The 19,576-nt window shown below is 57.3% G+C and carries 18 protein-coding genes and 1 rRNA gene; all 19 read right to left on the minus strand.

The window, feature by feature from the left end; all coding sequences use genetic code 11:
- Positions 1-386, minus strand: a 16S ribosomal RNA gene (locus ELR57_RS02385); the annotation flags it as partial.
- A 306-nt stretch (positions 387-692) separates the two neighbouring features.
- On the minus strand, positions 693-2,204 hold the full coding sequence (lysS, locus tag ELR57_RS02390; protein ID WP_192896504.1) for a lysine--tRNA ligase: 1,512 nt from the start codon (positions 2,202-2,204) through the stop codon (positions 693-695).
- A gap of 196 nt (positions 2,205-2,400) precedes the next feature.
- Positions 2,401-2,877 (minus strand): transcription elongation factor GreA, encoded by a 477-nt coding sequence (gene greA / locus ELR57_RS02395; RefSeq protein WP_126956915.1) that lies wholly within the window; start codon positions 2,875-2,877, stop codon positions 2,401-2,403.
- Positions 2,878-3,129: 252 nt separating this feature from the next.
- Positions 3,130-4,146, minus strand: coding sequence for a tRNA dihydrouridine synthase DusB (gene dusB, locus ELR57_RS02400; RefSeq protein WP_126956917.1), 1,017 nt, complete (start codon positions 4,144-4,146; stop codon positions 3,130-3,132).
- Between the two features lie 16 nt (positions 4,147-4,162).
- Positions 4,163-4,666 (minus strand): 2-amino-4-hydroxy-6-hydroxymethyldihydropteridine diphosphokinase, encoded by a 504-nt coding sequence (folK, locus tag ELR57_RS02405; RefSeq protein WP_370452181.1) that lies wholly within the window; start codon positions 4,664-4,666, stop codon positions 4,163-4,165.
- A 4-nt stretch (positions 4,667-4,670) separates the two neighbouring features.
- A complete protein-coding gene (gene folB / locus ELR57_RS02410) occupies positions 4,671-5,063 on the minus strand; it encodes a dihydroneopterin aldolase (protein ID WP_126956921.1) in 393 nt (130 codons plus the stop codon).
- A gap of 1 nt (position 5,064) precedes the next feature.
- On the minus strand, positions 5,065-5,922 hold the full coding sequence (folP, locus tag ELR57_RS02415; protein WP_126956923.1) for a dihydropteroate synthase: 858 nt from the start codon (positions 5,920-5,922) through the stop codon (positions 5,065-5,067).
- Positions 5,919-6,812, minus strand: a complete 894-nt coding sequence (gene pabC, locus ELR57_RS02420; RefSeq protein WP_126956925.1) for an aminodeoxychorismate lyase — start codon at positions 6,810-6,812, stop codon at positions 5,919-5,921. Before pabC ends, folP begins: the two co-directional genes overlap by 4 nt.
- A complete protein-coding gene (gene pabA / locus ELR57_RS02425) occupies positions 6,809-7,390 on the minus strand; it encodes an aminodeoxychorismate/anthranilate synthase component II (RefSeq protein ID WP_126956927.1) in 582 nt (193 codons plus the stop codon). The genes pabC and pabA overlap by 4 nt, the downstream gene beginning before the upstream one ends.
- Positions 7,391-7,409: 19 nt before the next feature.
- A complete protein-coding gene (locus ELR57_RS02430; protein WP_238162377.1) occupies positions 7,410-9,071 on the minus strand; it encodes an anthranilate synthase component I family protein in 1,662 nt (553 codons plus the stop codon).
- A gap of 196 nt (positions 9,072-9,267) precedes the next feature.
- Complete coding sequence (gene cysK / locus ELR57_RS02435) at positions 9,268-10,206, minus strand: cysteine synthase A (protein ID WP_126956929.1); 939 nt, start codon at positions 10,204-10,206, stop codon at positions 9,268-9,270.
- Between the two features lie 210 nt (positions 10,207-10,416).
- A complete protein-coding gene (locus tag ELR57_RS02440) occupies positions 10,417-11,361 on the minus strand; it encodes a peptidylprolyl isomerase (RefSeq protein ID WP_158629902.1) in 945 nt (314 codons plus the stop codon).
- A gap of 23 nt (positions 11,362-11,384) precedes the next feature.
- Positions 11,385-12,263: an Hsp33 family molecular chaperone HslO gene (gene hslO / locus ELR57_RS02445; protein WP_126956933.1), complete on the minus strand. Its 879-nt coding sequence runs from the start codon at positions 12,261-12,263 to the stop codon at positions 11,385-11,387.
- 32 nt (positions 12,264-12,295) lie between these two features.
- A complete protein-coding gene (locus ELR57_RS02450) occupies positions 12,296-13,078 on the minus strand; it encodes a type III pantothenate kinase (protein ID WP_126956935.1) in 783 nt (260 codons plus the stop codon).
- The gene (gene nadC, locus ELR57_RS02455; RefSeq protein ID WP_126956937.1) at positions 13,075-13,971 is read right to left on the minus strand and encodes a carboxylating nicotinate-nucleotide diphosphorylase; all 897 of its coding nucleotides are present in this window, start codon (positions 13,969-13,971) and stop codon (positions 13,075-13,077) included. Before nadC ends, ELR57_RS02450 begins: the two co-directional genes overlap by 4 nt.
- Complete coding sequence (gene nadB, locus ELR57_RS02460) at positions 13,964-15,577, minus strand: L-aspartate oxidase (protein WP_126956939.1); 1,614 nt, start codon at positions 15,575-15,577, stop codon at positions 13,964-13,966. Before nadB ends, nadC begins: the two co-directional genes overlap by 8 nt.
- A 98-nt stretch (positions 15,578-15,675) precedes the next feature.
- Positions 15,676-16,614 (minus strand): quinolinate synthase NadA, encoded by a 939-nt coding sequence (gene nadA, locus ELR57_RS02465; RefSeq protein ID WP_126956941.1) that lies wholly within the window; start codon positions 16,612-16,614, stop codon positions 15,676-15,678.
- Between the two features lie 297 nt (positions 16,615-16,911).
- Complete coding sequence (gene ftsH, locus ELR57_RS02470; protein ID WP_126956943.1) at positions 16,912-18,912, minus strand: ATP-dependent zinc metalloprotease FtsH; 2,001 nt, start codon at positions 18,910-18,912, stop codon at positions 16,912-16,914.
- A 97-nt stretch (positions 18,913-19,009) separates the two neighbouring features.
- Complete coding sequence (gene hpt / locus ELR57_RS02475) at positions 19,010-19,549, minus strand: hypoxanthine phosphoribosyltransferase (RefSeq protein WP_126956945.1); 540 nt, start codon at positions 19,547-19,549, stop codon at positions 19,010-19,012.
- Between the last annotated feature and the right edge of the window lie 27 nt (positions 19,550-19,576).

Raw genomic sequence — 19,576 nt, forward strand, 5'->3', positions numbered from 1 at the left:
TTGTGGAAGATTCCCTACTGCTGCCTCCCGTAGGAGTCTGGGCCGTGTCTCAGTCCCAGTGTGGCCGTTCACCCTCTCAGGTCGGCTACGCATCGTCGCCTTGGTAGGCCGTTACCCCACCAACTAGCTAATGCGCCGCAGGCCCATCCATAAGCCACAGCTTGCACCGTGTTTCCCAGAACCGGGATGCCCCAGTTCTGCGTATCCGGTCTTAGCATTCGTTTCCGAATGTTATCCCGGTCTTATGGGCAGGTTGCCTACGTGTTACTCACCCGTCCGCCGCTAACCTTCTTGAGTAGCAAGCTACTCAAGAAGATCCGCTCGACTTGCATGTATTAGGCACGCCGCCAGCGTTCGTCCTGAGCCAGGATCAAACTCTCCATAAAGGTAAACCTTTTTGAAGAACCTTGAAGGCTCGTTCTGTACTGCTGGTTTGTCTCGCAGAACCGAAGTTCCGCTCGACGATTTATTTCCATTTACGCTCGATGTTCAGTTTTCAAGGAACAAGTTTGTTTCGTTTCTTTCGCGGCCACCGCTCAGCGGCGACTCAAATAATATACCATAGACATTCGACTAAGCGCAACCCCTTTTCGGAAACTTTTTTATCTCTTTTTACTCACTATAAGAAAAGAGCATATATAGCGAAACCGGCCGCCGCCCTGAAAGGCGACAGCCGGTCTCCGATACCGCTGTTACTCAGCGGCGGAATCGCGCATATGCGGGAACAGCAGCACGTCGCGGATGGACGGCGCGTCCGTCAGGAGCATGATCAGACGGTCGATGCCGATGCCAAGGCCGCCGGTCGGCGGCAAGCCGTATTCGAGCGAGCGAATGAAGTCCTCGTCAAGGTCTTGCGCTTCGTCGTTGCCTGCAGCCTTCTCCACCATCTGGGCTTCGAAGCGCTCGCGTTGGTCGATCGGATCGTTCAGCTCGGAGAACGCGTTGGCATGCTCGCGCGCCACGATAAACAGCTCGAACCGATCGGTGAAGCGAGGATCCTCGCTGCTCTTCTTCGCCAACGGAGAGATATCGACAGGATGTCCCGTGACGAATGTCGGCTGAATCAGCGTATGTTCGACGAAAGTCTCGAAGAACGCATTCACGACGTGGCCATAAGTCATGTGCGGCTCGATCGGAACCTTGTGCTCCTTCGCCAGTTGACGGGCTTCCTCGTCGGAAGTCACCTTCGTGAAGTCGACTCCGACCGCCTTCTCGACGAGCGAAGTCATCGATTCGCGGCGCCATGGCGTCGACAGGTCGACCTCTTGGCCTTGGTAGGTAATCTTCGTCGTGCCGAGTACCTCTTGGGCCAGATGGACGATCAGGTTCTCGGTCAACTGCATGATATCCTTGTAATCCGCATAAGCCTCATACAGTTCAAGCAGCGTGAACTCCGGGTTGTGACGAGTCGAGATGCCTTCGTTCCGATAAACGCGGCCGATCTCGTACACCTTCTCCATTCCGCCGACGATCAAGCGCTTCAGGTGAAGCTCGATCGCGATACGCATGTACAGCTGCATGTCCAGAGCGTTGTGGTGCGTGATGAACGGCTTGGCGGCCGCGCCGCCCGCAATCGCATGAAGGGTAGGCGTCTCGACTTCCAGGTAGCCGAGCCCGTCCAAGTAACGGCGCATCGATTGAATGATCTTCGAGCGCGTGATGAACGTCTTCTGAACTTCCGGATTGACGATCAGGTCGACATACCGCTGACGGTAGCGAGTCTCGACGTCCTTGAGTCCATGGAACTTGTCCGGCAGCGGAAGCAGCGACTTGGTCAGAACCTCGAGATCGTCCACCTTAATGGAAGTCTCGCCGGTCCTCGTCTTGAATACGACTCCGGTAACCCCGATGATGTCGCCGATATCCAGAATGCCGAACGCCTTGTACTTATCCTCCGGAACGGAGTCCGCGCGAACGTAGATTTGAATTCTGCCGGTAAGATCCTGAATATGCGCGAACGAAGCCTTGCCCATCGAGCGCTTCTGCATGATACGGCCGGCCATGCGAACCGGAATCGGATTCTCGTCCAGTTCCTCGGCGGACAGCTCCGAGTATTGGGCCAGAATCGGGCCCGCTTCGTGCGTACGCTCGAACTTGGTGCCGAACGGATCGATGCCCAGCTTGCGGAGCTCGTCCAGTTTGTTGCGGCGAATCTGCAGCAGTTCGCTGAGTTCGGCCGTTTCGGTCTGATTCACTTGATCCATGATGGTGATTCCCTCCAACCTAAATAACCTAGCCATGCTTCCATTGTACTACGGATAACCCTGCTTGATCGTGCAAAAAAGCTTCCGGAGGAAGCTTTTTTAATCATCTCGAATTATAAGTTGCCTTCTTATTCGTTCCTAGATGATCCTTGCACGTCACTCGAAGGTGCAGCCGGGGAGTCGGCGCCGCTCCGTATTACTTCTTAATATCGACGATTTTGTATTGAATGATGCCCGCTGGAACGTTGACTTCGACAACTGCGCCCTTCTTCTTGCCGATGATCGTTTTACCTACCGGGCTCTCATTGGAGATTTTATTCTGAAGGGGATCGGATTCCGCCGTGCCGACGATGGTATACTCCACCACGTCACCGAATTCCAGGTCCTCCACGACGACGGTAGACCCGATGCTTACCGTATCCAGGTCGATCTCGTCGTTATTAATGATTCTGGCGTTGCGCAGCATCTTCTCGAGAGTGATGATGCGGCCCTCGATGAAGGCTTGTTCGTTCTTCGCGTCCTCGTATTCCGAGTTCTCGCTGATATCTCCATAGCCGATCGCAACTTTAATCCGTTCGGCTACCTCGCGGCGCTTCACCGATTTAAGATTCTCCAGCTCTTCTTCGAGCCGTTTAAGACCATCTGGTGTCAAAAGGACTTCTTTGTCGCTCATCTCACCGATCTCCTGTCAAAGGTATGATTTCCGTGCGGGAGCACGGATTGGCTGCAACTCCTATTGCGTAGAGGCTGCTGCCGCAACCATGCAATCCGTTGCTACTCAATATATGGCGCTTAACCGTTGACATGACACTTGATTGTACGGACAACAATAAGTCGCGGGTCGCGAATATTGTTAACGATTATATTTCAACCCCACTAAAATGTCAATTAGCGGAAAAGCCGCCAAACGCGGATTTAAGTAGTCTTAATGGACTACGGCTTCCCCTTGCTCAAGGCCATTGGCCGCTTCCGCCGCCAGCGCCTCCACATACTCGTCGAGTCTCTTCGAGACAGCCGCGCGGGTCGTCATCTCCATGATCTCGTTCTTGACTTTGACCGCGTCCGGCAACCCCTTCATGTACCAGGCCAGATGCTTGCGCATCTCGCGCACGGCTTGGCCTTCGCCCTTCAGGTCAATCAAGCGGTCCATGTGCAGCATGGCGATCCGCATCTTCTCGCCGGCATCCGGCTCCGGCAGCATCTCGCCCGTGGTCAGGTAATGAACGGTCCGGTAGAGCATCCACGGATTGCCGAGCGCGCCGCGGCCGATCATGACGCCGTCCACTCCCGTATGCTTGAGCATGCGCTCCGCATCCTCCGGAGAGAAGACGTCGCCGTTGCCGATAACCGGAATCGATACCGACTCCTTGACTTCTTTGATAATATCCCAGTTCGCTTTGCCGGTGTACAGCTGCTCTCGGGTTCTGCCGTGCACGCTGACGGCGGATCCGCCTGCCCGCTCGACGGCGCGGGCATTCTTGATTGCATAGATATGCTCGTCGTCCCAACCGATTCTCATCTTCACGGTGACAGGCTTCTTCGCGGCATCGACCGCATAGGAGACCATCTCATAGATCTTGTTCGGATCCAGCAGCCATCTCGCGCCGGCGTCGCATTTCGTGACTTTAGGCACGGGGCAGCCCATGTTGATGTCGATAATATCGGCATTCGTGTTCTTGTCCACGAATTTGACGGCTTCGACCAAGGATTCCTTATCCCCGCCGAAAATCTGCAAGCTAAGCGGCTTCTCCCGTTCGTCGACGAAGAGCATCTCCAGCGTACGTTTGTTCCCGTGGAGAATCGCCTTGTCGCTGACCATCTCCGCGCACACAAGCCCGCAGCCGAATTCCTTGGCAATTAATCGGAAAGCCGGGTTGCAGACGCCGGCCATAGGCGCCAGTACCACGTTATTCTTCATCTCGATGTCGCCGATCTTCAGCATGGCGGCAACTCCTTCCTCATGGAGCCTCCGTATCCCAGAGCTTCCATGATCGTATTCCATCTTTCCGTCTAGCCTCGTCCGTCACGAGCGCTTCCCAAGGGAAGGCTCCGCTCTCCGGAAGCCAGACATCTTGAAGAGGGACAAGCACGAACGAGCGTTCATGCATGCGAGGATGCGGAAGCGTCAGCTCTCCGGAATCCATCTCCACCCCTTCGTACCGCAACAGGTCCAGATCGACTGCCCTCGGCCCCCATCGGATCGTTCGGACTCGCCCGAGCTCGTTCTCGATCTCCAGCAGCCGATGCAACAACTGCAGGGGGGAGAGCTTTGTTCGGAGCGAGACGGCCATATTCAGGAACGCAGGCTGATCCGTGTACCCGACGGGATCGGTCTCATAGAAGTCGGATACCCGGACGAGCTCGGTCCCATCGGAATTCCCAAGTCGACGGATCGCTTCCCTGAGCGTCGCTTCTCTATCTCCAAGATTGGCGCCAAGCGCCGCATAAGCCACCTGTCTCACGAGCTCAACCCTCTGCGGGAACGACGTTGCCGTCCGCATCCCGAGTTCTTCGAAGCTCCACCGTCACCCCGTCGAAGGTAATCGCGAAGGGCGGGTTCGGCTTTGTTACCGAGACGGTCGCTTCAACGATACTAGTATACGTAGCGAGAACCGCGCTTGCAATGTTTCCGGCAAGAGCCTCGATGAGCTTTACTGGCTGGCCTTCCACAATCTTCTTCACGAGCGCGTAAATGTCGACGTAGCTGACCGTATCCTCCACGTCGTCGCTGGCTGCCGCGCGTGATAGATCCATGCGCAGATCGAGGTCGACGTAGAACTTCTGTCCGAGCTTATTCTCCTCCGGGAATACCCCGTGGTACCCGAAGAACTCCATCCTCTTGAGAATCATCCGATCCATTCTATTCGTCCTCCTTCGCCGCTTGCCTATACGCGATGGCATCGGTCATTCGAGCGGTTCGAACCGCTTGCTTCACGTCATGGACCCGCACGATCTGGCAGCCCTGCATGATGCCGATAGCCGTCGTCGCGTTTGTCCCTTCCACGACATCGTCCGCGGGAAGCCCCAGAGCCGTGCGGATAAAAAGCTTCCGAGAAGTCGCGAGGAGCACCGGATAGCCGAGAGCGGAGATCTTGTCGAGGTGTCCCATCAGTTCCAGGTTCTCCTCATAATCCTTGGCGAAGCCCATGCCGGGATCGAGCCAGATATTCTCGGGCGCTACGCCCGCCGCCCTCGCCCGATCCAAGCTGCCTCGCAGATCGGACAGCACGTCCGACACGTAATCCGTATAATCCCGTTCGCGGCGATTGTGCATCAGGATGACCGGACAGCCGTATTCCGCAGCAACGTCCGCCATCCGGGAATCGTTCTTGAAGCCCCAGATATCGTTCAGGATATGCGCTCCCGCTTCCAGCGCCGCGCGCGCCGTCTCCGGCTTGTACGTGTCGACGCTGATCGGCAGCTTCACGCTCTCCCGAACGGCGCGGATCACCGGAACGATGCGGCGGATCTCCTCTTCGGCCGACACCGGCTCATGGCCCGGACGGGTCGATTCTCCGCCGATGTCGATCAGATCGGCGCCTTCGTCCGCCATCTGTTTGGCCCGTTCGACGGCCGCGTCCAGATTCATGTAGCTGCCCCCGTCGGAGAAGGAATCCGGCGTGATGTTCAGAATCCCCATGACGAGCGTGCGCTTGCCTAGCTCCAGCTTCAAATCTGCGGCAAGATGATACGTTCTCTTGTGAAAAGCAGGTCTCATGCTTCAATCGTTCCTTTCCTTGCGGCCAATCGGTATTCCATCATTAGCTTAGAGGTCCATTTGCCCGGCTTTTCCTCCGTACCTCCGGACAGTCTTCCCCCATCCGCTGCCTCCAGACGGGAGACCGGAACGATCTCCTGTATGGAGCTGGTGACGAAGACCTCCTCCGCCAGCAGAAGTTCATCCCAGGCATAAGCCCCTTCCTCTACGCTCAGACCATACTCAGCGGCCAAGCCCATCACGTATCTTCTCGTTATTCCCGCGAGCGGACCGCAAGCCAAGGAGGGCGTATACAGGGTATCGTTCCGAATCCAGAACACGTTGCTGACCATCCCCTCCACGATATAGCCGGCCGTATTCAGGAATAACCCTTCCGTGCCGGGTTCCGCTCCGCCCGCCGACAGCTCCCGCTTCGCGAGAATATTATTCATATAATGGAAGGATTTCAATCGGGCGTCCGCCTCCGGCTCGCTCCTGCGCAGGGTAAGCAAGCGCAGGGCCTTGCCGCGGCGCGCTTCCGGCTCGTCCGCCGCCTGAGGCTTCGCGTACACGATCTCCCGCGGCTTCGAATAAGGCTCCGTCGGCAGTCCAACCGCGCCGTTGCCCGCGGAGACGGACCAACGAATATAAGCGTCCTGCTCTTGCAGGCCATTCGCTTCGATCAGCCTCTCAACCGAACGCTTCATATGAGAGAGATCCGGCCGATATTCGATTCCGAGAGAGGCGCAGCCTTCCGCCAATCTCTCGGCATGCCATTCCAGCAGCCACGGCTTCCCGCCGTAGGTACGGAAGGTTTCGAACAGGCCCATTCCATAGAGGAAGCCGTGATCGTAGACGGAGATCACGGCTTCCTCGCTGTTCATCAGTTGTCCATCGAGCAGCAGCTTCATGCTCTCATGCCCGATTTGTAGGCCAGGAAGTTGCGAAGGAGGGCGAGTCCGTTATCCGTCATGATCGATTCGGGATGGAATTGGACGCCTTCGACGACATACTCCTTATGCCGAAGCCCCATGATCTCCCCGTCTTCGCTCTCCGCGCTGATCTCCAGGCAATCCGGCAGCGTCTCTCTCTTAACGACGAGAGAGTGGTATCTCGTCGCGGTAAACGGAGATTCGATTCCCGCGAATACCGACTTGCCATCATGCGCGATCTCCGAGGTCTTGCCGTGCATCAGGCGCTCGGCGCGCACGACGTCGCCTCCGAACGCTTGTCCGATCGATTGGTGGCCCAGGCAGACGCCGAAGATGGGGATCTCCCCTTTGAACCGATCGATAAGGCTGAGGCTTACTCCCGCCTCGTTCGGCGTGCACGGTCCGGGGGAGATCAGAATATGATCCGGCTTAAGCGCGGCAATCCCATCCAGATCAATCTCGTCGTTGCGGTACACCTTGATCTCTTCACCAAGCTCCCCCAGGTATTGCACCAGGTTATAGGTGAACGAATCATAGTTATCAATAACCAGAATCATGACGAATCCTCCTCGCGAATCAACCGGGTTCGGCGCTTCCCGCCTCTTCTTGCCTTTTCTCTCCGTACTGCACAGCCTTCCAGAGCGCCTTCGCCTTGTTCAGGCATTCATGGAACTCCCGCTCCGGATCCGAATCGATGACGATGCCTGCTCCTGCTTGAATATGACAGACGCCATCCTGGACAGCTATGGTTCTAATAATAATATTAAATTCCATATTCCCGGCATAGTCAATCCATCCGAGAGAACCGGTGTAAGGCCCTCTCCGAACCGGCTCCAGCTCTTCGATGATCTCCATCGTTCGAATCTTAGGCGCCCCCGTGATCGTTCCTCCCGGGAAGGTCGCCCCGATCAGGTCGAACGCATCCTTGCCGGGAGCCAGGGTCCCTTCGACTTGCGACACCAGATGCATCACATGGGAATAGCGTTCGATCGTAAGGAGTTCGGGGACATGGACGGTGCCGTATTCCGCCACCCTGCCCAGATCGTTGCGCTCCAAGTCCACGAGCATGATGTGCTCGGCTCGTTCCTTCTCGCTGGCCAACAGCTCTTCCGCGAGCCCCCGGTCTTCGTCTTCGGACCTCCCGCGCCTTCTTGTCCCGGCGATCGGCCTGGCGCTCATCTTGTTCCCGTCCAGCTTCACGAGCAGCTCCGGCGAAGCCGACACCAGTTGAAAATCGGGAAAATGCAAGTAGCCCATATAGGGAGAAGGATTGACGAGCCTCAGCCACTCATACAGCTCGGCAGGCTTCGTGCGTACCGGGCGGCTCTGGCGAAGCGAGAGATTCACCTGGAAGACGTCGCCTTGCGAGATATACCTCTGCACGGCGCGGACCGCTTCCTTGAACTGCTCCTTGGTCATCGCCGTCCGGATACCCGCATACGCCTCGATATCCATCTGCAGATCGTCTTCGGCCAGCATTTTCCTCATCGACGCTCTCTCGTCTTGGGCTCCCTCTTCCTTAGCTATCGCATGGAAGGCATCCCACTCCGCCTTCATCTTATCCACAAGCGAGGAGGCTTCCTCATAGAGCTTGTCCAGCTCCGGAGGATAACTCCATGCCGTTTCGGGGATAGGAAGATGAATGGCGCAGAAGAGCTCCGACCGCTCATGGTCGAGGATCCACACCTCGTTCAAGAGGAGGAAGGCATAGTCGGGAAGCCGCAGGTCGTCCGAAGCCAGCTCCGGCAAGCGCTCCAGGGAACGCGCGACATCGTAGCCGAGGAAGCCGGCCGCCCCGCCCGCGAACGGCGGAGCGCCCTCCGCCTTGGGAGCCCGATGATCTCCGATCCAATGACGAAGAACCGAGAGAGGCTTGCCGTTCAGGTTCTCCGTCCTCGCGGCTTCCCGCTTGGGGTAGAACGCCACGCCTGCCTCTCCGCGCCCCCTCACGATGGAATCGGGCCGAATGGCCAGGTAGGTGTATCTTCCTCCCTTGCCGCTCTCCAGAACGATAGCGTGCTCGTCCGCCGCCTCCCAAGCCCGACGCCAGAGAAGAATGCGATCCTCTCCGCGCTCAAGCGGATAACGCTTGATCATCGGAAGGCATGTATATGCCTGATTCCGCGGGACGCTGCGATTATGCTCTCCCCAGCTTCGCCAATGCTCCAACAATGTGACCCTGTATTCCACGCTCGTCCTCCGCTCCATGCCTTTGCCGTTCATAAGGATTGAACTCATTATACCTTATCTTGCCTAGAGCACAACGCCGGGAAAAGGAGCTTTCAGCGATCAGCCCACATTGTCCCCATAGTTATCCACAACTTGTTCACATTATTCACAACCGATTGTTCACATTCTCCTAACAGCGCAAAAATCCCGGTCCGCATCAGCTGCGTACCGGGATTCGGCAGAGTAGTGCACTTATTAGAAAAGATTAGTTCTCGAAATTGAACAGCGGGGTGCTCAGGTAGCGTTCGCCGTTGGACGGAACGATAGCGACAACGCGCTTGCCCGCGCCCAGTTCCTTGGCAACCTTCAGCGCCGCGTAGATAGCCGCGCCGGAGGAGATGCCGACCAGAAGGCCTTCCTTCTTGGCGACCGTGCGAGCGGTCTCGAAGGCTTCTTCGTTCTCGACCGTAAGGACTTGGTCATAGACCTCTCGGTTCAGGATGTCCGGTACGAAGTTCGCGCCGATCCCTTGAATCTTGTGAGGTCCTGGCTTGCCGCCGGACAGAATCGGGGATGCAGCCGGTTCGACCGCAACGATCTTGATGTTCGGGAAGTTCTTCTTCAGAACTTCGCCGGCGCCGGAGATCGTACCGCCCGTGCCGATGCCGGCAACGAACGCGTCCAGCTTGCCGTCGAACGAATTGATCGCTTCCACGATCTCCGGACCCGTCGTCTCGCGGTGGATCTTCAGGTTCGCAGGGTTCTTGAATTGCTGCGGCAGGAAGTAGCCAGGGTTCTCCGCGGCCAGTTCTTCCGCTTTCTTGACGGCGCCGTTCATGCCTTCGGATCCCGGAGTCAGAACGAGTTCCGCGCCGTAAGCGCGAAGCAGGTTGCGACGCTCCAAGCTCATCGTCTCCGGCATGACGAGAATCGCGCGGTAGCCCTTCGCCGCCGCGACGAGCGCCAGGCCGATGCCCGTGTTGCCGCTGGTCGGTTCAACGATCGTATCGCCAGGCTTAAGCTTGCCTTCTTGCTCGGCTACCTCGATCATGCTGATGGCGATCCGGTCCTTTACGCTGGAGCCCGGGTTCTGGTATTCAAGCTTAACGTAGATCTCGGCGCTGCCTTCCGGAACGATGCGGTTCAACCGCACAAGCGGCGTATCGCCGATCAGATCCGTGACGTTCTGCACAATTCTTGCCATGACAGAATTCCCTCCCAGATATGGTGCGGCCAGACGCCGCCCCGCTGCATTATTCCGACTAATTCCCTCGGTATTTATACTACGTTCATCTTAACAAACGCATGGATGGATTGTCAATAGCTGGTCATGCCATTTCGGCCGATTTTGAAGAGGATTCCACCATTCTGGAAAAAAGAGATCAGAAACATCGCTGTTCCTGATCTCCCTAAATTATGACTTCAAGCTCGAGTCCAGAATCTGCGCTCCGTACTTGGCCAGAAGCTGGTTCTCCAGGTCGGACAACGAGATGGAATTCCCCAGCGCCAGCTCGCGATGCGCTTGCTTGCGAGCCTCCTCGGAATCCATCGCCTGAACGACGTTCTTGCCGGTCAACTGAATGAGCTCGATCCCGTTCTCCGTCTCGATCGGCCCGGCGGACTGGCCGATCTCCAGGTTCTCAGCCGTTTGAATCACTTCGGGAGCCACGAACGGATCGTTCGTCTGAACCCAGCCGAGATCGCCCCCGGCGTCCGACGTGAACTCATCGGTGGAATATTCCATCGCGAGCGACTTGAACTCTTCGCCGGCTTCAAGCTTGCCCAGAATACGCTTGGCAAGCTCGCTGTTCGGCACCGCGATGTGAGAGATTCTCAGCTCCGTTCGAGGCCCGAATTCCTCTTCGTGCTCTTCGATATACCGGCTGATCTCTTCGTCGGATACCTTCACCGGCAGAATGGCCAACTGCTCCAGCTTCAGCCGATAGACGACGTCGCCGCGAACCTCCTCCGGGCTCATGCCCAGCTGCTCCCGCATGGAATCGTAGAACTGATCTTCGCTGTCGTACCCTTGGCTCATTCGGCGAAGCTCTGCGGCAATATCGTCTTCCGTAACCTCGATCCCCTGGTCAGCCGCTTCTTGTTCCACCGCTATTCGCAGCATAAGCGTGCGAAGAGTCTGCGCACCGTAGTTGGCCAGCAGTCGATCGATCAGTTGCTGTCGCGTGATCGATGTGCCGCCTATGGCGGCAACCGCTTGATCCAGCCCGTCCGACCCGCCGGAAGCCGCCGTGTTCGTCGCGGCGGGATCCGACGGGGCGGAAGAAGCGTTCCCCTCCGTACAGCCGGCCACTAAGCACATCAGTGTCCAGGAGAGCGCCAGCAGAACGATCGGTCCCATGCGCCGATTCGTCCACCGCATCGTTAGAACATCGCTTTCTTCAGAAGCTCTTCCAGTTCGGCAGCCTCGAAGCGATAATCCTCATTGCAGAAGTGACACTTCACTTCCGCTTGCCCATCCTCGTCGATCAGCTTCTGAAGCTCCTCTTGTCCAAGGCTGATCAGCGTTCTCTCTACTCTGTCCCGAGTGCAGAAGCACTCGAATACCGGTTCAATCGTCTCGTGAATCGTCAGATCGTCTCCGACCAGAAGCTTCAGGATACCGACGGCATCCTTCCCTTGATCCAGCAGCGTCGTTACGTGAGGCATCGATCCTACCGCTTGCTCCAGACGAGCCACTTGGTCGTCCTCGATGCCCGGCATCACCTGAACGATAAAGCCTCCGGCATGCAGAACCGAGTTGTCGGTATCGACCAGGACGCCTAGACCGACGGCAGACGGAGTCTGCTCGGACGCGGCGAAGTAATAGGTGAAATCCTCGGCCAATTCTCCCGAGACGAGAGGGATGCTTCCGCGGTACGGCTCCTTAAGCCCAAGATCCTTCGTGATGTTCAGGTAACCCGTCGTGCCTACAGCCCCGGCTACATCCAGCTTGCCTTGGGCATTGCTTGGCAGATGAACGTGAGGATAATCCACGTATCCTCTCACTTGTCCGCCCGCCGTCGCGTTCACGACGATCTGACCGATCGGCCCGTCTCCTTTGACCTGGACGGTCAGCTTCTCTTCTCCTTTAAGCATGGCCCCCATCATGGCGGCAGCAGTAGCCGTTCTTCCGAGAGCGGCCGTCGCCGTCGGATAGGTGTCGTGGCGGCGCTGCAGCTCGCTGACAAGCGCGGTCGTGCGAGCGGCGAATACCCGAATCGTTCCGTTCCATGCTGTGCCTCGCACCAATTCGTCCTTCAATGCCCTCGGACTCCTTCCATCTTCTATTTTATTTAGGCTTCCTCCGAAGCGCGTACGTTCCGTTCATAGATAATCCGAAGGCCTTCAAGCGTCAGCATCGGATCGACCGCGTCGATTCTCTCCGTCTCCGAAGCAATCATCTCCGCCAGGCCGCCTGTTGCCACCACCTTAGGCGTTATTCCGTATTCCTTGCGGATGCGATTGACGATCCCGTCCACTTGGCCCGCATAGCCGAAAATAATGCCCGACTGCATCGCGGCGACCGTATTTTTGCCAATGACGTGACGCGGTTTCGAAAGTTCGATTCTCGGCAGCTTGGACGCTCTCTGATAGAGAGCTTCGGCGGAGATTCCGATTCCCGGCATGATGACTCCGCCTTGATAGGTGCCCGTCGGATCGATGTAATCGAAGGTCGTCGCCGTGCCGAAGTCAACCACGACAAGCGGGGAGCCGTACTTCTCGATCCCGGCCACCGCGTTGACGATGCGGTCCGCGCCGATCTCCTTCGGATTCTCGTAGCGGATGTTCAGGCCCGTCTTGATTCCCGGCCCGACGACTAGAGCCTCTTGTCCCGCGTATTTCTGGAACAACCGTTCAAGCGTCGGCATCAGAGGCGGCACGACGCAAGACAGGATGACGCCTTCTATCTCCTCGGAAGACACGCCGGCGATCCGGAACAGATTGGTCAGCATGATGCCGTACTCGTCCACCGTGGATGACCGGTTCGTGCTGAGCCTCCAATGCTCCTTCAACGTTCGGCCTTCATACAAGCCGAGCACGATATTGGTATTGCCGACATCGACAACAAGAATCACTGGGCTGCCCCCTTCTTCTCGTTTAGATCCAGACTGATATCGAGCGCCTGGAACGAATGAGTCAAGCCGCCGACGGAGATGACGTTCACGCCGCTCGCCGCGATCTCGCGAACCTTCTCCGCGCGCACGCCTCCGGATGCTTCCAAGAGGACATGCGGAACGAGCTCCCGCACTCGAACCGCCGCGTCCTTCATCGCAGCCGGGCTCATATTATCGAACATAATAATATCCGCGCCGGCTCTCGCCGCCTCCAAAGCTTGCCCGAGAGATTCGGCTTCTACCTCTACCTTCATCGTATGAGGCACTCGGGCTTTGGCTGCCGCAACCGCCTGGGGAATTCCCCCCGCCGCCTTAATGTGATTATCCTTGATCATGACGGCGTCATACAGGCCGAACCGGTGGTTATAGCCTCCCCCGATTCTTACCGCATACTTCTCCAAAGCGCGATGCCCCGGAGTCGTCTTGCGGGTATCCACGATGCGAACCGGGAAGCCTTCCGCCGCATCGACGTAGACGCGGGTCACGGAAGCGATCCCCGAGAGGCGCTGCAGCAGGTTGAGCGCAAGCCGTTCTCCCGTCAGGATGCTGTGCGAGGAGCCTTCCACGACGGCCAGAACCGTTCCTTGCTCCGCCTTATCCCCGTCGCTTACCTTGGCGTCGAAGGTCAGGGTCGGATCCACGGTCTCGAACACCATTCGGGCCAATGGAATGCCGGCGATGATTCCGGATGCCTTCGCATGAATGATCGCTTTGGACTGCTGGCCCTCCGGCACGGTCGCCATCGTCGTGACGTCTCCGTTGCCGATATCCTCCGCGAGCCAGGCTCGAATCTGCCCGCGCACCGCTTCTTTGGCCGGACCGCCGATTCTCCAATCGCTCTCCCGTTCAAACATTGCCCAGCACCTCCTCGCTGATCTCTTTATCTCGTTCCAATATCGTATGCTTCTGCCAGTTGGCGTCATCGCGGTTCGGGAAGTCCTCCCGGTAGTGAGCTCCGCGGCTCTCTTCTCTCGATAACGCGGCCGACGTTGTCAGCAAGGCGCAGGTCAGAAGATTGGCGAATTCCAGCTCCTCCCGGATCTGCAGGGCGGACCGGAATACCGGAACCTGTCGCTTAAGCTCTTCCAGCCCTTTCTCGAGCCCCTTGGCATCCCGGCGGAGTCCGGCATAACGCACCATGACCTTCTGAAGCTTCAAGCGGCGCTCGATGAACGTTCCCATCGGAGGAACGCTGCGGCTCCCTGCGGCATCGATATGCAGTTCTTTCTTAAGAGGAGGCAATTCGTTAATTCTATCCACAATCCGGTGTCCGAATACGAGCGCCTCCGACAAGGAATTGCTCGCCAGACGGTTCGCCCCGTGCACGCCGGTAGACGACACCTCTCCGCAGGCGAACAAGCGCTTGATATTGGTCTCCCCATGAAGGTCGGTTCTTACGCCGCCCATCGTATAGTGAGCTGCCGGAGCAACGGGAATCCAGTCCGTCGTCATGTCCAAGCCATAGCTTAAGCAGGTCTCGTATATCGTCGGAAAACGATGCTTGATCAGCTCGGGGGTCTCATGAGTAATGTCGATGTAAACGAAAGTCGAATTGGTCTCTTCCATCTCGTCGACGATCGCCCTGGCGACCACATCGCGCGGAGCGAGCTCCAGCTGAGGATGGTACTTCTCCATGAAGCGTTCACCGCGTATATTCCGCAGGTAAGCCCCTTCCCCGCGAACGGCCTCGGAGACGAGAAACCGCGGAGCGCCCGGATAACAGAGCGCGGTCGGGTGGAACTGGATGAATTCCATGTCCCGGATGACCGCTCCGGCGCGGTATGCCATGGCGATCCCGTCCCCGGTCGCGACATCGGGATTGGTCGTATACCGATACAGCTGGCCGGTTCCGCCGCTGCATAGAATGACCGCTTTGCCTCGAACCACGACCCTCGAGCCGTCCGGCTTCTGAACGAGCGCGCCGCAGCATTCGCCGTCTTCCGTCAGCAGATCCAGTACGAAATGATCCTCCCACAGCTCGATCTCCGGGGCAGCCTTCGCTTTCATCGCGAGAGCCCGCACGATCTCATAACCGGTTGCGTCGCCATTGGCATGCAGAATCCGGCGCTGGCTGTGCGCCCCTTCCTTCGTGAGAGCAAGCTGGCCGTCTTCCTCATCGAAGATCGTCCCCAGGTTGATCAGCTCTTGCACGCCGTTGGGACCTTCGTGCACTAGCACGTCGACCGACTCCGGATCGCAAAGTCCCACTCCCGCGATCAGAGTGTCCTGGCGATGGAACTCCGGAGAATCGTCCTCCGAGATGACGGCCGCGATGCCGCCCTGGGCATAACGGGTGTTGCTGTCGAACAGCGACTTCTTCGTGATCATGAGAACGCGATTGTTCTTGCTGGCCTTAATCGCGGTGTACAAGCCGGCGATGCCGGCGCCGATAACGACGACGTCTGTCTCTACGGTAGGCAATTCGTCGATATTAAAATCGACAATATAACGTGGAATCATAATAAGGACTCCTAATCAAGCAAAAACGCCTACGGCGTCTTGCATGACGCCGTAGAAGCTTTGCGTTGGTATCAGATGGGATAAGGCGTTCCTAAATGCTACTTTACTAGCAGCATCCGCTCGAGCGACAGTCGGGCTTTATCGGCTACGTCCTGCGGCACGTGAATCTGAGGCTGCATCGTTTCGAGCGCGCGGACGACCTTCTTCAAGTTGTTCACCTTCATGTTCGGGCAGACCAGGAACTTGGACGCGAAGTGGAACGTCTTGTCCGGGCTGTCGAGACGAAGCTGGTAGCCGGTGCCGTCCTCGGTGCCGACGATGAATTCCTTCTGCTTTGATTCGCGGCAATACTTGAGAATTCCCGTCGTGCTTCCGACGAAGTCGGCCATGGCGACGACGTCCGGGCGGCATTCGGGATGAACGACGAATTCCGCGTTCGGGTGCTTGGCGCGCATCTCGACGACGTCCTTCACCGTGAGCATGTCGTGCGTGTTGCAATACCCTTCCCAGATGATCATCTTCTTGTCGGTCTGCTGCTGAACATAGTGACCGAGATTCTTGTCCGGGCACCAGATAATCTCATCCGCGTCCACGGAGTTAACGACCTGTACCGCGTTCGCCGACGTGCAGCAGATATCGGTCTCGGCCTTCACATCCGCCGAAGAGTTGATGTAAGTGACGACCTTCGCATTCGGATGCTTGGCCTTGAGCTCGCGAAGGCCGATCGGGTTCACCATGTCGGCCATCGGACAGCCGGCGCGCTCATCCGGCACGAGCACGGTCTTGTTCGGAGCCAGAATCTTGGCGCTCTCCCCCATGAAGTGCACACCGCAGAACACGATTACGTCCGCATCCGTCGCCGCCGCCTTCTGCGCGAGCAGGAACGAGTCCCCTCGGAAGTCGGCTACCTCTTGAATTTCGTCTCTCTGATAGTAGTGAGCGAGAATGATGGCATTGCGTTCTTTCTTGAGCTGCAGCAACCGCTCCTTCAGCTCGCGGTTCTGCTCTGCTTTTCTTTCCAGAGCCAGTGCTTCCATGTGTGTTAACCCCTCTCCCAAGGCCTATTGGCAATCTCTTGCCCTCTGGTACCCCAATATCGTTACGCTGCAACTTGCGTCAACTTTGTGAATATATGCACAAATAAAGTGGCAAAACGGGCGTCAGACAGCGTTGTTTATCACTAAATTTACACTTGCGCAGAGACGGTGTCAATTGATCTTGTCTAAAAAAAGCGGCGTTATCTCATTCCTCTATCTGCTAGCGCAAAGGAACGCGCAAAGGAAAAACCCCCCGTTCCTTCTGCAAGGAACGGAGGGCTGTGTTGTGAGTCATGATTAGGTCTCGTCGGACCCTTCCCCATCGCGGCGTTGATCCGGTACCGGAGGAACCGGTTCGTCGTCCCGCGTCTGGATGCGGACCCGAACATTGCCAAGCGTATCGACGGTCGGTTCCAGCGTCGTCGGCTCGGAGGAATCGGAGTTCGAACCCTCGCCGCCGCCTTCGATGGAGCCCTTGTCGAGCAGGCGCTTGATTTGTTCCAGCTCGAGGGTCTCTTCCTCGAGCAAGGTCTTCGCGATCAAGTGAACCTCTTCGGTCTTCTCGATCAGAAGCTTCTTAGCTCTGTCGTAGCAGTCGTTGATAATGCGCTGCATCTCTTGATCGATCTCGTAAGCGATCGTATCGGAGTAGTTCTGCTCGTGGCCGAGATCGCGGCCGAGGAACACTTGTCCTTGCGAGCTGCCGAACTGCATCGGTCCGAGCTTGTCGCTCATTCCGTATTCCATGATCATGCTGCGAACGATCCCCGTCGCTTGCTTGAAGTCGCTGTAAGCGCCGGTGCCGATCTCGCCGATGAAGAGCTCTTCCGCTACGCGGCCGGCGAGCAATCCCGTTACCTTGTCGAGAAGCTCTTGCTTCGTCACGAGGGTGCGGTCTTCCTTCGGCAGCATGATGACATATCCGCCGGCGCGGCCGCGCGGAATGATCGTGACCTTATGCACCATGTCGGCATGCTCCAGGAAGTAGCCGACGATCGTATGACCGGTCTCGTGGTAAGCGACGATTCTCTTCTCTCGATCGCTGATCACGCGGCTCTTCTTCTCGGTACCGACGATGACGCGGTCGATCGCTTCGTCGACTTCCTGCATCGCGATATCCTTCTTGTTCTTGCGGGCTGCCAGCAGCGCCGCCTCGTTCAGAAGGTTCTCCAGATCGGCGCCGGTGAAGCCGGTCGTGCGTCTGGCGATCGTATCGAGCTTGACGTCCTTGTTGATCGGCTTGTTGCGAGCATGAACCTTCAGCACCGCTTCGCGGCCCTTCACGTCCGGACGGTCGACCGTGATCTGACGGTCGAAGCGGCCCGGGCGAAGGAGCGCAGGGTCGAGAATGTCCGGGCGGTTCGTTGCGGCAACGATGATGATGCCTTCGTTCGCGCCGAAGCCGTCCATCTCGACGAGCAATTGGTTCAGCGTCTGCTCGCGCTCGTCGTGTCCGCCGCCGAGGCCTGCGCCCCGTTGACGGCCGACCGCGTCGATCTCATCGATGAAGATAATGCAAGGAGCGTTCTTCTTCGCGTTCTCGAACAAGTCGCGAACGCGGGAAGCGCCCACCCCGACGAACATCTCGACGAAGTCCGAGCCGGAGATGCTGAAGAACGGTACGCCTGCTTCGCCGGCTACGGCGCGAGCGAGCAGCGTCTTACCGGTACCCGGAGGACCGACAAGCAGAACGCCCTTCGGAATGCGTGCTCCAAGAGCGGCGAACTTGCGAGGATCCTTGAGGAACTCGACCACCTCGACCAGTTCCTGCTTCTCCTCGTCCGCCCCGGCCACGTCCTCGAACGTAACCCGTTTTTTCTCTTCATTATAAAGTCTCGCTTTGCTCTTGCCGAAGTTCATGACCTTGCCGCCGCCGCCCTGCGCCTGATTGATCAGGAAGAAGAACAGGATGAACATGATCACGAACGGAATGATCGAAGTCAGGAACGTCAGCCAGAAGCTCTGGCCTTTCATCTTCTGGAACTTCACTTGGGCGCCGTGATCAACGGCCGTACTCGTCAGATCCTGAATCGCATAGTCAGCCAGAGGGAACCGTCCGCCAAACGAAGAGCTGTTAGAGTCGGCAGGTTTTTCTTTATAATGACCTGTGATCAGGTAAGAACCGTTGTCGACACGAAGAGTCAGGTCCTTAACGTTGTCTTGGCGCACGATGGCTACAAGCTGGTTGTAATTCAATTCCTCCGTTGTCTCGCCTTTGCTGATAAAGAGCTGTACGAGACCTACGGTCACCAAGAATATGAGCAAATAAAAGCCTGTGTTGCGGATGATCCGATTCATCCCTGACCTCCTCTCGACACGCTTACATCATTTTACCATAGCCTGTCTTGGCACCACAATAGAAGCGGCCGACGTTCAGAATCCTGTCACGGCCGAATCAATTCGTGTAAATCTCTGGCTTAAGAACGCCGACAAACGGAAGATTGCGGTACTTCTCCGAGTAATCAAGGCCGTAGCCGACCACGAACGCGTCCGGAATGGTGAAGCCGGTATAGTCCGCGTTCAGGTCGACCGTTCTGCGGCCCGGCTTATCGAACAGGGCGACGACATGCACGGATTTCGCGTTTCTGCGCTCCAGTACGTCGATCAGATAGCTCAGCGTCAGTCCGCTGTCGATGATGTCCTCGACGATAAGAACGTCGCGCCCTTCGACCGAAGTGTCCAGATCCTTGACGATTCTCACCTCTCCGGAAGAGCGGGTGGAGTTGCCATAGCTCGAGACGGCCATGAAGTCCAGGGCGATCGGCACGGAGATATTCTTAGCCAAGTCCGCCATAAAAATAAAGGCGCCTTTCAGTACGCAAATAACAAGGGGGTTGCGCCCTTGGTAATCGCGGCTGATGGCGGCACCCAATTCCTTTACTTTCGCTTGAATCGTTTCTTCCGAGTAGAGCACTTCTTGAATGTCATTCAGCAATGCGAGGACCTCCCGATCCGATTAATA

This window comes from Cohnella sp. AR92, assembly GCF_003990975.1.
GTDB lineage: Bacteria > Bacillota > Bacilli > Paenibacillales > Paenibacillaceae > Cohnella.